The organism is Aquitalea sp. ASV15 (genome assembly GCF_016429115.1).
GTDB classification, from domain to species: Bacteria; Pseudomonadota; Gammaproteobacteria; order Burkholderiales; family Chromobacteriaceae; genus Aquitalea; species Aquitalea magnusonii.
In genome coordinates this window covers 134,890-148,945 of record NZ_JAELTZ010000001.1, presented here as the reverse complement: position 1 = coordinate 148,945, position 14,056 = coordinate 134,890, and the positions used below count along the sequence as shown (strand labels likewise).

Genomic DNA, 14,056 nt, shown 5'->3' with positions numbered 1-14,056 from the left:
AAGGTACGTGCTGGGTGGACATCGCCAGTTGTTACCTACGAACCTCGCTGGCTTACCAGTTCAATCCCCCCCCATACCAGCTCCTTCGATGGCAGACTGAACGTCATCAAGGAAGTAAGCTCGGCCGGATTTAGAGAGTCTTGGAGGCATGGTTATGGATAGATGCCGTGCATCCAGCCACTGCATGAAGATCGTTTGGAGCGTTTCCGGCATCGAATCGAGAAACACCACGGGTGGGCAAAAAGATTGGCCATTATGATAGGTCGCGAACCAAACAGGGATTTCCACACCACCCCATATAAAATGGGCAGCAAACTTTAACTCAATGTCATTTGGCAGTTCGGCCATGGATTTCAACTCCTGATTGATGGCACAAGTGGTTTATTAGCAGTTAGTTAGTCGACTTTTAAAATTTAGCAAAATGAACGGCATCTTTTCAGCAGTGTACTCAGATGAGTCTATTCCTTTGCCTTGAAGTGCTCAATGACAGCACACTCAACTGCTTTCTCAACCTTTTTTCGAAGCTCTGGCGTACCAAACCCCTTTAAGGGGTCGACCGCATCGGGGGCGGGCAATTCGACATCATTAGGGTTCTTAATGGCAAATTGGACTTTGCTTTTAGACTTCCCTCGAGGAGCTTGTGGCTTGTCCCGCTCCTCATGGACCGAGGGTTAACCATCTCAACACAGCCATTTCGTTACTATTCGTATCTATTTGTATTTAAAGTATATTTTTGATGCTAATCGTTAGCAAGGGTCCAAAAAAGGTGGTCTTCTTCGTAGTCTTTGGGGTTGGTGTTGGCGTAGCCATAGTCCTGGATCTGCGCTTTCTTCAGCTTGTTGGTGTAGCTGGCCGGCGGGCGGATGGTCTTGGTAAAGCCCTTCACACACACGGTTTGCTAGATGTTGTCCTGGGTGATGTCCGGGTTGATAGCGCCGGGGGTCATGCTGCGGTCCGGCAGATCCGCCGCGAAGCAGGTGACGCTGGCCAGGGCCTGCAAATGCGGGATGTATTTCATGATCGGGACTGCAGTGCAGTTGAGTCTTGCCTGTTTCCGCAGATGTGCATACCAGCACTAACTCAAACAGGCCAGCCATGTAGCGTAGTCAATACACTGGCCTGTTCTTGTATTTCATGCAGCAAGATGCTCTTGATGTGCGCAGGAAAACCAGGCGATTGTTGCCTCATCCGGTACTGTTTCAAGCCATAGCAACTCCAGATGAGCTTGCCAGGAGCCTGCGCCGTTGACGACCGATTCCATTTCAAGTGCGCTACCACTCAACCGGTCAAGATCCTCCCAGCATCCATCGACCAGATCAAAGAAACTGACCTGATTTCCATCCGGTTTTCTGGTCTTTGGTGCTTCTATTCGCTCCGCACCAAAATAACGAATACGCCCCATATTTTCTGGAAGCGCATTATCAAAATGGCCACTTGCCCTTACCACATCCAGCAGGCCGGCCATGCCTCCCAACTACGGGTCAAAGCGCATCACCCAGCGGTCTAGCCGTTCAGCTGGCATTACTTCGAGGAACTTGCCATCAATCAGAAGCTGATACGCGCTCTGGGAACCAATCCCCAGATAAGCCTGACCCATTTCCATCAGAATGCCACTCAGGCGATCTGCATGCCCCTTGGTCAATTGTGCTGCCGTGTAGATATCACCCGATTCACATAATATGTTTGCACGCACACTGCAGGCTACAATCAACTGGCGCATCCTCTGCAATGCGCTTACAGCATCTTCTCCCACGCTCAGGCTTGCTTTTTTTGTACGGGACTTGCGAATTTGCATCAGCGCAGATTCAAGCATGCCATAAACAAGCAGTGCCAATTGCTCGGTAGCTTCTCCTGCATTGGCGAGTGCATTTTCAATCCGGACCATGCGTTGTGTACTCTCCGGCTCCAGAAACTGCGCGGACCAGGCTGCCTGTGCTGCAGCGGTCAGCTTGCCGTTAATACTTGCCTCAGCATAACGCTCCAGCACACCCAAAGAACGCAGCGTTGACGCAAAGCCAACATCAACAGCCCATTCAATCCGGTTTATTTTGCCGAAAGCTCATCAAGCTTTGCATCAATAATGTCGATCTTCTGTTCGATACGATCCAGCTTACGATCCATTTTGCCCAATTTGGAGAGTGTGGCAGCACCAAATGCCATCGTGGCACCCAAATTCAACAGCGGCAAGACTGGAGATGCCAGTGCCAGCATATTCTGTAGCTGAGGTACCATTCCACTTGCCAAATGCACATTCTGCACAGGCAGTACCGATGTTTCTCGCATGTAATTAACAATTCGGCCAGTTTCTGTTTCACGAATGACAGGGCCAATACGACGCAACCTACCGGTAGCAAGACCAATAATATTTTCTGCAGGCACTTCAAAAACAACATTCTGCATGGTGATATCTTCTGAAATTCAAATCTGCAAAGACTGATTCGATTGCAGGAATAATGGACATGGCAACAAATCCACTGTGATCAGTCAAACAATCGCTTTAATGTATCAGACAGCAAAACTGGCATGTCACGAATGGAACGGAATTTTTCAAGTGTTATCTGCTCACCACCACAGCACGGGCAGCGCTGGGGAATGGCACCGCGGGGGATGGCGTCACCTGGAATAAATACCACGCACTTCCAATTACAACGGCGACATGTGACTTTGCTGCGACCGAGGGGGACAGGCATGATTTCTCCTCAGCGCTTGAATGCAAAGTAGTACAGCAAAGGCCCACCCAATAGGGGGCAGGCAATGAGAGTTAAGCTTGTTGTTCATGGCGTTTCCTGAATGTCTGGCATGGTTCATGAAGTGACTCGCTATTCAATCAGTCACGCCAATGTAAGGTTGTCATGCGACATCATGTGTCGCACTTGAAAAACATTTACATTCAAGGAAATAAACTAACCCTTGTAAAACCCACCGCAAACAAAGCCCGCACAACCGGAGAAAAATTGTCAGCTCTCATATTGAGGATCAGTCTTCATCCATGTCGATAACAATCGTCTTGCTCTCCAAAGCTTTGCATTCCAGCTTGATCAAATCGACCCTTTTCCTTGCTCCTTGATCCATCAGGCTCTGGACTGAAACAGTCCAGTCTGGATAAAACCTTTCCAGCTCATCAGTTATCATCTTGTAATTGAATGATGGCAATGACTCTGTCCAGATAGATTTTGTGTGCTTTTCAAAATCAACCATTTCAAAAATCAACTGCCCCCCACTGCCTCGTGCGCTTGCAAACTGAAAAAAATCCTTGAAAAAAATGTACTTCAACAAATTATTGTTTTCCCGGGATTTTGACAGAAACTCTACAAGGGTTTTCTTGTCACCAGAGTCTTTCTTCAAAAAAAACTCCACCACTCCTACCACATCTTTTTTTTTCAATAATTTTTTGATACCCCGCAACAATGACCACTCAGCGAACATGCCAAGCAGAAGGATGAACCCAACAATACCTCCTGCTATCATGAAAAAATTTGCCGTATATACAAAAGCCAACCAGATGCAGAGTCCCAACACTGCCAGACCAAACAGTTGCTTGAAAAATTTTGCCGGATTGGTGAAAATAAAAAACAAAATGCCAATCCCAATCAAGTACGCCATTAATCAACAGGCCTCTCGTATTCAAATTTTACCGTTTTGTTTATCAAAAGTGAATTCTGACAATCAGGGGTGAACTCCCAATCAAGCCTCAGAGTCTTGCCTGACACTTCTTTTTTAACCCACTCTCCGGCACCGTTTTTAAAGTAAAACTGGGCCTTTAAAAAAAACTCCTCTTCACCGACAAGGTTGAGACTTACTTCGCCGGCAACATAGCTCAGCTTCCACTCTTCCTCTTGCTTGACAATGTAAGCATCCAGCTCAGCAGCTTTTTTATTTATATAATCCTCAAAGCCGGCCTGATTGGTTTTTATGATTACATTGCTTAATTCAACAGCCGCAACTGCTTTGTCAACAAGAAAGTCAAAAACAGGCGTACGGATGGCATTTTCTTTTTTCATGCTAACTCCAACTCCAAAGTTTGAGATATATCAACAGGCATATTGGTAATTTCTCCCTTCCTCCTGATATTTTCGGGAACATCTTCTGCAGCAATGGTTTTTGTTGTGACTGTCTCCTGCCACATTCCATTTTTATCTTTGGAGTAGAATTTATAAAATGCCTTTACACCCTCTCGCCAGTTATTACTTTCAACAAATGCGGCAACACCGACAATGGTCGCAGATATTACCTGCTTGACTTTTTCAAAGGCAGACTTGAGAAATTGCTTTATTTTATCCCAGAATGTTACGGCCACGACTACTGCAGCACCAGCCAACAAACCGCCCAACAAAAGCAATGGTATCATCAATTTACTCCAAGTTGTTTATGAACATATTCTTCAGAAACATACCGCTGTGCTAGCAATTCAGCTTGCGGCGAGTTACTCATTTTACTATTCTTGACTGCATTCATTTGCAATTCAATGTCGTGTGTTGACATAACAACACGACCATCAGATACCGCAGAAAAAGCAGCCATTAATGTTGCATTCTCTATATCTGCTGCACTCAAGCCATCCGAGATATTTCCAAGCCGGTCATAATCAATTCCAGCCATGGCCTGAGGAATATATTTCTGTACCAGCAACTTTCTTACTCTCAGATCAGGCAAGCAGAATCGCACATGCTTTGATATCCGTCTCATGAAGGCTGCGTCGTAATTTGAAATAAAATTGGTGGCGAAAATGACATCACCATCAAAATCATTCAGTATGTTCAAAAGAACCGATCGCGTTTGATTGACGCTTGTGTCTGTCGAGCTTTGCATATTGGTAACCCGACGACTCAAAATCGCATCTGCTTCATCAAAAAATATTATGCAGTTTTGTGTCCTGGCAAAATCGAATACCTTCTTAAGGTTTTTGGGAGTATCACCAACGTACTTGCTTTCAATTTGCGAATAATCAACAAGTAGCAGTTTTTTTCCGAACTCTTTGGCAATTGCATGAGCCGTGATGGTTTTTCCAGTTCCTGGCTCCCCGTAGAAATTGACAATGAATTTTTTTGACTTTCTGTGAGTTGCAGAAAATCCCATCACGTCAAAAACTATTTCATGATTTTTTTTGAGCGATATCAATCCGGAAATTTCATGAGCAGTTTCACTACTTACAATAATGTCATCAAGAGTGAACTGGGGGTCAAGTAACTCAAACTCGATATCTGCACCTGCTGTTTTTGCTGGTGATTGCTGGGGGGCATTTTGTACGGACTTACCTAACGGCATAAAATTCCTTGACCAGTATTTTTGATAAACGCATGCAGCTTTGCCTTGCCTGATATTCATACCAAACCACTTCGACCCGCTCGGCTTCATGCGATGCAAACAGCACACGTCCTGAATGTGATCTTCATTTCGTTTGATATAGCATTCCCATTTTGATGGCTTCCTGCGACACTTCTTGTCGCAGGGCTGCAGGAGTGATTACTTCAACACCCGAGCCGAACCCAAGGATCCACCACTTCAGCTGAGGTGTGTTGGCAACAGTTGCATGGATCTTGACACAATCCGGCTCCTCCTGAACCTCAATGCGCTGATCGCAGCTAAGTGGGGACTCTTTCAGGTGGTCCCCTTTTCCTTCATGAAATTTCAGGCAAATTTCGATTTGATCACCTGCACCAAAACCCCAAACACCTTTCGACACTGACATGTCAAGATCAAAATTGCATGGCGGACTTACATCATCCTCAAGAACCCGGGCATGAACTATTCGGTGTAATGCAAGATTACGTGCATCGGCATAGTCAAATAACCGGGCGTACAAATAAATCACGACACCTCTGGCAACAATAGCCAATGGATGAATGCGATAGGTCACAGTTTCAGTAGCACTTTTCCTTCGATACAGAATTTCAAGCTGCTTGCCATGCAGCAAGGCCTCTGTCACTACACGCTGAACCTGTTGATCGACCTCTGGAGGAATCAATGCTTGACCTGGAGAAACCACTCTGACTTTGTCAAACCATACTTCTTTTCCACCAGTCCCAGATGGACTGCACAACCGACTACGCGCCGAACGAAACATTGGAGACAGAGAATCAAGCACGCTATTCGGCAAGAGGTGTTTCAGATGAGTCTCGGCCATGACCCAAAGCAGGGCTTCCTCGGAGGTTAATCCGGGGAAGTCGTAACACTTGGCCTCCCGTGCCCAGCTCCACCCATAGGGGCGCGACCGGTCATCAACGATGATCGGGAACAGGCGTGCGAGATCCATGAGATCTCTTTGTATCGTGCGGACACTGACATTGACACCCAGTGACTTCAATCCATCAGCGATGTCATGGACAGTGGCTTTGTTTGGATATCGGGGTACTTGGCGCAAGGTATGCCAGAACCGGAAAAAAGCCTCATCACTTGTTGGCATAAGCGGGATATCGTTTGTTTTGACATATTATTACTCAAATTGAATTGCAAATGCCATATTCATTTTCAATAAAACGAATATTGCCTTATCCTTTTGAAAAAAAGGTTTTTCCACGCATGAACGCAGCGGGTAAGTGAATCACCCCTCCTTTCCTAGACACCTCAAGAGCCTCACACCAGGCCCCACAAGGAGGTGTCATGAGCAAGCCGCGTTTCCCCGAAGAGTTCAAGATTGAAGCGGTCAAACAGGTAACCGAGCGTGGTGACCCTGTGGCCGAAGTCGCCAGCCGCCTCGGTGTCTCTGCCCACAGCCTGTATCAATGGCTGAAACGCTACGACCCCAAGCGCATCCAACCGGCCGAACCTGCAGACCAGCAAGCCGAAATCCGACGTCTCAAGGCAGAGCTCAAGCGGGTCACCGAGGAGCGCGACATCCCAAAAAAGGCCGCCGCATACTTTGCCCAGGAGTCCGGGTAAGGTATGCCTTCATCCGGACCCATGCGCAGCAGTTCCCTATTCGATGCCTGTGTCGTGTTATGTCGGTGCACCCCAGTGGCTACTACGCCTGGAAAGCGTCACCGTACTCACCGCGAGCGCGAGAAGACCAGCGTTTGCTGGGGCAAATCAAGCAGGCTTGGCTCGAAAGTGGCGGTGTCTATGGCTATCTCAAGGTGCATGACGACATGCAGGCTCAGGGGGAGCGCTGCGGCAAACATCGCGTGGCACGGCTGATGAAGCAGGAGGGCTTACGTTCGCAGACTGGCTACCATCGACGTCCTGGGCACTACAGTGGCCGCCCGGCCGTGGTGGCAGCTAACCACCTGCAACGCCAGTTCACCGTGAATGAGCCAAATAAGACCTGGGTGACCGACATCACTTATATCCGCACGCATGAGGGGTGGTTGTACCTGGCGGTGGTGCTGGACCTGTTCTCACGGCAGGTGATTGGCTGGTCGATGCAGTCACGTATCGATAGAGAGCTGGTGCTGAATGCCCTGTTGATGGCGGTATGGCGACGTCAGCCCAAGCAGGAGGTACTGGTGCATTCCGACCAGGGAAGTCAGTTCAGTAGCTACGATTGGCAGGACTTCTTGAAAGCTCATTGCTTGGTGCCCAGCATGAGTCGGCGTGGGAACTGCCACGACAATGCTGTTGCGGAGAGTTTCTTCCAGTTGCTAAAGCGTGAGCGTATCAAGCGCAAAACCTATCACGACAGGGAAGAGGCCCGGCGGGACATCTTCGATTACATCGAGATGTTTTACAACCCGAAACGCCGGCATGGTTCTGCAAACGGGCTATCGCCGGTAGAGTTTGAGAAGCAATATTTCCAACGGCTCAAGAGTGTCTAGAGAAGCCGGGGCGATTCAGTCGCGAAATGATATGAAGAAGGAGTTTGAAATGCGCGGAAAGCTACTAACCATCAAGGAAATCTCGGAGTTAACCGGCTGGCACAAGAGCACCATCTACCGTAAGATTAAGGACAAAACTTTCCCGGCCCCGGTTAAGTACGAATTCTCATCTCGATGGCCTGAAGAAATCTATCTCGAATGGAAGAACAAGCCCATCGAACAGCAATGTGAGTAATGTTGTGAGTAACGGGCTGAAATATCGACAAATAAAGTCAATCAATACAAGGTGTTAAGCTAAATATGTTACTCATGATCGATAACTACGACTCCTTTACCTACAACCTGGTGCAGTATTTTGGCGAGCTGCAACAAGAGGTAAAGGTGTTTCGCAATGATGAAATCACCCTGGAACAAATCGAGGCCTTGCAGCCGCAGTACCTGGTGATTTCCCCCGGCCCCTGCACACCAAACGAAGCCGGTATTTCGGTGGCCGCTATCAAGCACTTTGCCGGCAAGCTGCCCATCATGGGGGTGTGCCTGGGTCATCAGGGTATTGGCCAGGCCTTTGGCGGCAAGATCATTCACGCCAAGCAACTGATGCATGGCAAGGTGTCGCCGGTGCACCATCACAATGTCGGCATGTTCCGTGACCTGCCCAATCCGGTGAGCTGCACCCGTTATCACTCGCTGGTGATCGAACGCGAGTCTTTGCCCGACTGCCTGGAAATCACCGCCTGGACCGATGACGGCGAAATCATGGGCGTGCGCCACAAGACCCTGCCCATCGAGGGCGTGCAGTTCCATCCCGAGTCCATCCTGACCGAGCATGGCCACCGCATGCTGGACAATTTCCTCAAGGAATTCGCCTGAGCGAATGCCCGACGGCCCCACCGTCACCGGCGGGGCCTCTTTGCCGTGCTGCCCAGACAGCCCCGCCCGCGATTCAAGGACCCTCATCATGCTGACCCCCCAGGCTGCCCTCAACCGACTGATTGACGGTAACGAACTGTTTTTTGACGAAATGCTGGATCTGATGCGCCAGATCATGCGCGGCGAACTGACCCCGGCACAGACTGCGGCCATTCTGATCGGCCTGCGCACCAAGGTGGAAAGCGTGTCGGAAATTGCCGCTGCCGCCACGGTGATGCGCGAGTTCGCCACCCCGGTGCCGGTCAGCCGGCGCGAGCATCTGATCGACACCTGCGGCACCGGTGGTGACAAGAGCCATACCTTCAATATCTCCACCACATCGGCCTTTGTGGTAGCCGCGGCCGGCGCACGCGTTGCCAAGCATGGCGGGCGTTCGGTATCGTCCAGCTCGGGCAGTGCCGATGTGCTGGAGCTCTTGGGCGTCAATCTCAACCTCAGCCCGCAGCAAGTGGCCCGCTGTATCGATGAGATCGGCGTCGGCTTCATGTTCGCGCCCAATCACCATAGCGCGATGAAGCATGTTGCCCCCATCCGCAAGGAGCTGGGCGCCCGCACCATCTTCAACATCCTGGGGCCGCTGACCAACCCGGCCAATGCCGATCACCAGATCATGGGCGTCTTCCACCCCGATCTGGTCGGCATCCAGTCGCGCGTGCTCAAGCAACTGGGCAGCAAGCATGTGATGATCGTGCATGGTCTGGACGGACTGGATGAAATCACTCTCAGCGACCGCACCATGGTGGCCGAACTGAAAGACGGCCATATCGAAGAATACCTGCTGGACCCGCGCGAACTGGGCTTCAGCTTCTTCGAACTGAAGGACATCCAGGCCAGCAGTGCCACCGCATCGCGCGACATCCTGCTGTCGGTGCTGGACAACCAGCCTGGGCCGGCGCGCGACATCGTGCTGCTCAATGCCGGCGCAGCCATTTATACTGCGGACATTTGCGCCACGCTGGCCGATGGCATTGCGCTGGCGCGTGAAGTCCTGGCCAGTGGCCAGGCGCGTGCCAAGCTGCAGCAGCTGATCGAGCTCAGCCAGTCACTGGCCGCCTGAACCCCTTTCTTGCACGTCCGGCCACCCGTGGTGACCGGATGGTTTTACCATTGATTCCTGCTTTTCGAGATATTGCCTACCATCATGAGCACACCATCCCCAGACATTTTCAAGGCTTACGATATTCGCGGCATTGTCGGCAAGACGCTGACCATTGAAGCAGCCCAGCAAATCGGCCATGCCATCGGCTCGGAAGCCGTTGCGCGCAAGGTCAAGGCCATCGTCATTGGCCGTGACGGCCGCCTGTCCGGTCCCGACCTGAGCGATGCGTTGGCCAAAGGCATCCGTGCCGCCGGTGTCGATGTCATCGATGTCGGCCGTGTGGCCACCCCTATGCTGTATTTTGCTGCTTATGAACTGGGCACGCTGTCCGGCGTCATGGTCACCGGCAGCCATAATCCGCCGGACTACAACGGCTTCAAGATGATGCTGGCCGGCGACACCCTGGCCGGTGACGACATCCAGGCCCTGTATCAGCGCATTGCCAGCGGCGATCTGGCCGAAGGTGCCGGCAGCTACCGCACCCATGACATCAGCGAAGCCTATCTGACGCGCATCACCAGCGATATCAAGCTGGAGCGCAATATGAACATCGTGGTGGATTGCGGCAATGGCATCGCCGGCGACTTTGCCCCTGTGCTGTTCCGTCGCCTGGGCTGCCGCGTACGTGAACTGTTCTGCACCGTGGATGGTACCTTCCCCAATCACCACCCGGACCCGGCCAAACCGGAAAACCTGCAGGACGTGATCGAAGCGCTGGCCAAGACCGACTCCGAGCTGGGCCTGGCTTTTGATGGCGATGGCGACCGCCTGGGCGTGGTCACCAAGGACGGCAATATCATCTGGCCGGACCGCCAGCTGATGCTGTTTGCGGCCGACGTGCTGGAACGCAACCCCAAGGCCAAGATCATTTATGACGTAAAATCCACCCGCCTGCTCAAGCCGTGGATTCTGGAAAACGGTGGCGAGCCGGTGATGGCACGTACCGGCCACAGCTTTATCAAGGCCAAGATCAAGGAAACCGGTGCGCTGCTGGCCGGCGAAATGAGCGGCCATGTGTTCTTCAAGGAACGCTGGTATGGCTTTGACGACGGCATGTATGCCGGCGTGCGCCTGCTGGAAGTGCTGTCGCGGGTGGAAGACCCCAGCGCCGTGCTCAACGCCCTGCCCAATGCCGTTTCCACGCCCGAGCTCAACCTGAAGATGCAGGCCGAGGGTGAAAACCATGCGCTGATTGCCAAGCTGCAACAGACGGCCAGCTTTGACGGTGCCGAGGAAATCAACACCCTGGACGGCCTGCGCGTGGAATATGCCGATGGTTTCGGCCTGGCGCGCGCCTCCAACACCACGCCGGTGATCGTGCTGCGCTTTGAGGCTGATAATGCAGAAGCGCTGGAACGCATCAAGGCGGATTTCCGCCGCGTACTGGCCACCGCCACGGATGCCGCCCTGCCGTTCTGAACGGAAATGGTGCAGCTGCGGCCGCTTGCCCTATAATGGCGGCCGAACCAGACCACAGGGGACATGGCAGGCCATGTCCCCTGTCATTATCGATAAGGGACGGCCCATCCCGGCCCCCTGTCCCGAAAGGATGAGCATGTACGCCCAGGCTGCCAGCAGCTTTACCACCGTGCGCGATCTGCTGCGTTTTGCGGTATCGCGTTTCAATCAGGCCGGCCTGACCTATGGCCATGGCACCGACAATGCCCACGATGAAGCGGCCTACCTGATCCTGACCACGCTCAAGCTGCCGATCGACCGGCTGGAACCCTATCTGGACGCACGCCTGCTGCCCACCGAAGTCAAGGATGTGGTCGACCTGATCGAACGCCGGGCCGAAGAAAAAGTACCGGTGGCCTACCTCACCCACGAAGCCTGGCAAGGTGAATTCAGCTTCTATGTGGACGAACGCGTGCTGGTGCCGCGCTCCTTTATCTACGAGCTGCTGGGCGAACCGCTGCAACCGTGGATCGAACACCCCGAACTGGTACACCGCGCCCTCGACCTGTGCACCGGCTCCGGCTGCCTGGCCATCCAGCTGGCCCATCACTACCCGGATGCCGAAATCGACGCCGTCGACATTTCGCTGGATGCGCTGGAAGTCGCCGCCATCAACGTGCAGAACTACGGCCTGGAGGAGCAGATCCAGCTGATTCACAGCGATCTGTGCGAAGGACTGGAAGAACCGTACGACCTGATCATCGCCAACCCGCCTTATGTGGATGCCGAATCGGTGGATGCCCTGCCGCAGGAATACCTGCACGAGCCGGAAATCGCCCTGGGCTCCGGCGAGGATGGCCTGGATGCCACCCGCGAAATCCTGCGCCGCGCACCAGACCTGCTGACCGAACACGGCGTGCTGCTGGTGGAAATCGGCCACAACCGCGAAATGCTGGAAGAGTGCTTCCCCAACCTGCCCTTCATGTGGATGGAAACCGCCAGCGGTGATGGCTTTGTCTTCCTGCTGACCCGTGACGACCTGATCAAGGGCCTGGAGCTGGACGAGGCCGCCGAGTAAGGCAGCCACCAACGCCATGAACAAAGCCGGACAGCGTCCGGCTTTTTTTGCATTCCGGGATGAATGGATTAATGGCTAAAGCCGTAATTCCAGAGCAGCAGGCTGCTGGTAAACAGCATGATCAGGCCGATGGCACAATCCAGCACTCGCCAGCTGCTCTCCTTCTGGAAAAAGGGCGCCAGTTTACCGGCAAAGAAGCCGATGCCGGCAAACCACAGCACCGAAGCAGTGATGCTGCCCAGAATGAAGGATGGCGCCGCCAGGCTGCCATACACCGATGCCACGCTGCCGATCAGGATGACGGTATCCAGCCAGACATAGGGATTAAGCAGGGTAACCAGCAGGATGGTGCGAATGGCGCGCTTGCGGTCACGCTCCACCGACCCCTCCAGCTTGAGCGCACCGGGATGCATGGCCGCACGGAAGGATTTGAACCCCAGCCACAGCAAAAAACCGGCTCCCAGCCAGGCCACTGTTTGCACAAAACCAGGGATGGCGCCAATGATCTTGCCCATGCCCAGCACCCCGCAGCTGATCAGCAACACATCGGCCACGATGCAGATCAGCACGATGGGCAGAATATGGCTACGCCCTATGCCCTGGCGGATGATAAAAGCGTTTTGCGGGCCGATGCCCACGATCTGGCTGGTGGACAAGCCCAGGGCCGCCAGATAGACATTCAAGTTGAACATGATTTTCTCGCCATGCAAGCGGCAGCCCAGCGGGTGGCTGGGAGTGCCATGAACAGGCGCCTAGCTTAGAGTCAATCCGGATAGAAGTTAAGCTAATAATTTTTATCTACGATAAGAAATATTAATATCACACCTCCCCCGGACAGGCGCGATACTCCAGCAAATCCGGCAAGTGCTGCTTGAAAAAGTCGATCAACACCCGTACTGCCGGCGACAAGCCACGGCGCGTGGGATACAGCATCACCAGCCGGCCATCCTTGGGCCGCCACTGCGGCAGCAGCAGCTGCAAGCGCCCAGCCGCCAACTCCTCCGCACAGCTATACAGCGGCAGCCCGGCCAGCCCCAGCCCAGCCAGCGCCGCCTGCTTCAAGGTCTGCACATTGTCGCTGCGCAGCAGCACATTCACCCGCACATCCTGATAGCTGCCAGAATCGTGACGCAGCAGCAAGACATCCGTGCCACCGTCCAGCGGAGCGAACTGCAGGCAGCCACATCCTTCCAGCTGTTGCGGCGACAGAACATCGCCCAGCTGCGCCAGCCATGCCGGCGTGGCCAGCAAGCCCCACTGGGCAGTACACAGGCTGACCTGCACCAGGCTGGAGGAAGCCTGTTCGAAACCGACTCCACGCACCACCACATCCACGCCCTCCTCCAGCAAATCCACCTGGCGATTACTGGCCTGCACCGACAATTTCACCTTGGGATAACGCTGCATGAAATCGGGCAGCAGGCGCGACAGTACCGCATCGGCAATGGCAATCGGCACGCTCAGCCGCACCTGGCCGCTGGGCTCTTGCTGACGCTGCCGTACCGCGGCCTCGCCCGCCTGCGCCTCAGCCAGCATGGCCAGGCAGTGGGCATACAAGGCAGCCCCGGCATCGGTCAGCCGCAGATTGCGCGCATTGCGCTGCAGCAGGCGTGCGCCCAGTCTTTCCTCCAGCAAGCTGACCCGGCGTGACAAACGTGACTTGGGCAGGCCCAGGCTGCGGGCAGCCGCACTGAACCCCTGGCGCTGCACCACCTGGGAAAACAGGAACAGATCATTCAAATCGAGTGCGAGCGGAATCATGGTGGTTTTTCCTTGCGGCTAATCAGTCATTAATCGTTC

General features: G+C 53.2%; 18 protein-coding genes. 6 read left to right on the top strand and 12 right to left on the bottom strand.

All coding sequences use genetic code 11. From position 1 onward, the window contains the following. Positions 1-60: 60 nt before the first annotated feature. From JHD64_RS00720 to JHD64_RS00675, 10 genes are all read right to left on the bottom strand, one after another. A complete protein-coding gene (locus JHD64_RS00720; RefSeq protein WP_199051941.1) occupies positions 61-348 on the bottom strand; it encodes a hypothetical protein in 288 nt (95 codons plus the stop codon). Positions 349-739: 391 nt separating this feature from the next. Next, positions 740-886 (bottom strand): hypothetical protein, encoded by a 147-nt coding sequence (locus JHD64_RS00715; protein WP_199051940.1) that lies wholly within the window; start codon positions 884-886, stop codon positions 740-742. 246 nt (positions 887-1,132) lie between these two features. Continuing rightward, the gene (locus JHD64_RS00710) at positions 1,133-1,465 is read right to left on the bottom strand and encodes a hypothetical protein (RefSeq protein ID WP_199051939.1); all 333 of its coding nucleotides are present in this window, start codon (positions 1,463-1,465) and stop codon (positions 1,133-1,135) included. A gap of 9 nt (positions 1,466-1,474) precedes the next feature. Next, complete coding sequence (locus JHD64_RS00705; RefSeq protein ID WP_199051938.1) at positions 1,475-1,987, bottom strand: hypothetical protein; 513 nt, start codon at positions 1,985-1,987, stop codon at positions 1,475-1,477. Positions 1,988-2,043: 56 nt separating this feature from the next. After that, positions 2,044-2,400 (bottom strand): hypothetical protein, encoded by a 357-nt coding sequence (locus JHD64_RS00700; RefSeq protein WP_199051937.1) that lies wholly within the window; start codon positions 2,398-2,400, stop codon positions 2,044-2,046. Between the two features lie 576 nt (positions 2,401-2,976). Continuing rightward, on the bottom strand, positions 2,977-3,603 hold the full coding sequence (locus tag JHD64_RS00695) for a hypothetical protein (protein WP_199051936.1): 627 nt from the start codon (positions 3,601-3,603) through the stop codon (positions 2,977-2,979). After that, positions 3,603-4,001, bottom strand: coding sequence for a hypothetical protein (locus JHD64_RS00690; protein ID WP_199051935.1), 399 nt, complete (start codon positions 3,999-4,001; stop codon positions 3,603-3,605). The genes JHD64_RS00695 and JHD64_RS00690 overlap by 1 nt, the downstream gene beginning before the upstream one ends. Beyond that, positions 3,998-4,348 (bottom strand): hypothetical protein, encoded by a 351-nt coding sequence (locus tag JHD64_RS00685; RefSeq protein ID WP_199051934.1) that lies wholly within the window; start codon positions 4,346-4,348, stop codon positions 3,998-4,000. Before JHD64_RS00685 ends, JHD64_RS00690 begins: the two co-directional genes overlap by 4 nt. Beyond that, entirely contained in the window at positions 4,348-5,325 is a 978-nt protein-coding gene (locus JHD64_RS00680; protein WP_199051933.1) for an ATP-binding protein, read from the bottom strand. The genes JHD64_RS00685 and JHD64_RS00680 overlap by 1 nt, the downstream gene beginning before the upstream one ends. A gap of 64 nt (positions 5,326-5,389) precedes the next feature. Then, the gene (locus JHD64_RS00675) at positions 5,390-6,253 is read right to left on the bottom strand and encodes a YafY family protein (protein ID WP_199051932.1); all 864 of its coding nucleotides are present in this window, start codon (positions 6,251-6,253) and stop codon (positions 5,390-5,392) included. A gap of 347 nt (positions 6,254-6,600) precedes the next feature. Between JHD64_RS00675 and JHD64_RS00670 the strand changes: the two genes are divergently transcribed. From JHD64_RS00670 to prmB, 6 genes are all read left to right on the top strand, one after another. Then, a protein-coding gene (locus tag JHD64_RS00670; RefSeq protein WP_199051931.1) for an IS3 family transposase occupies positions 6,601-7,751 on the top strand; the annotation gives its coding sequence in 2 pieces (ribosomal slippage) (positions 6,601-6,838 and positions 6,838-7,751; 1,152 coding nt in all). A gap of 31 nt (positions 7,752-7,782) precedes the next feature. Continuing rightward, entirely contained in the window at positions 7,783-7,986 is a 204-nt protein-coding gene (locus JHD64_RS00665; RefSeq protein WP_199051930.1) for an AlpA family transcriptional regulator, read from the top strand. 65 nt (positions 7,987-8,051) lie between these two features. Next, a complete protein-coding gene (locus JHD64_RS00660) occupies positions 8,052-8,621 on the top strand; it encodes an aminodeoxychorismate/anthranilate synthase component II (RefSeq protein ID WP_059286926.1) in 570 nt (189 codons plus the stop codon). An 88-nt stretch (positions 8,622-8,709) separates the two neighbouring features. Next, on the top strand, positions 8,710-9,738 hold the full coding sequence (gene trpD, locus JHD64_RS00655) for an anthranilate phosphoribosyltransferase (RefSeq protein WP_059286927.1): 1,029 nt from the start codon (positions 8,710-8,712) through the stop codon (positions 9,736-9,738). Between the two features lie 84 nt (positions 9,739-9,822). Beyond that, a complete protein-coding gene (locus JHD64_RS00650) occupies positions 9,823-11,199 on the top strand; it encodes a phosphomannomutase/phosphoglucomutase (protein ID WP_199051929.1) in 1,377 nt (458 codons plus the stop codon). A gap of 136 nt (positions 11,200-11,335) precedes the next feature. Next, on the top strand, positions 11,336-12,256 hold the full coding sequence (prmB, locus tag JHD64_RS00645) for a 50S ribosomal protein L3 N(5)-glutamine methyltransferase (protein ID WP_059286929.1): 921 nt from the start codon (positions 11,336-11,338) through the stop codon (positions 12,254-12,256). 68 nt (positions 12,257-12,324) lie between these two features. Here the strand turns inward: prmB and JHD64_RS00640 are convergent, their stop codons facing one another. Together JHD64_RS00640 and JHD64_RS00635 are read right to left on the bottom strand one after the other, a co-directional pair. Further along, positions 12,325-12,948 (bottom strand): LysE/ArgO family amino acid transporter, encoded by a 624-nt coding sequence (locus JHD64_RS00640; RefSeq protein WP_059286932.1) that lies wholly within the window; start codon positions 12,946-12,948, stop codon positions 12,325-12,327. 127 nt (positions 12,949-13,075) lie between these two features. After that, positions 13,076-14,017, bottom strand: coding sequence for a LysR substrate-binding domain-containing protein (locus JHD64_RS00635; protein ID WP_110312871.1), 942 nt, complete (start codon positions 14,015-14,017; stop codon positions 13,076-13,078). Positions 14,018-14,056: the final 39 nt, after the last annotated feature.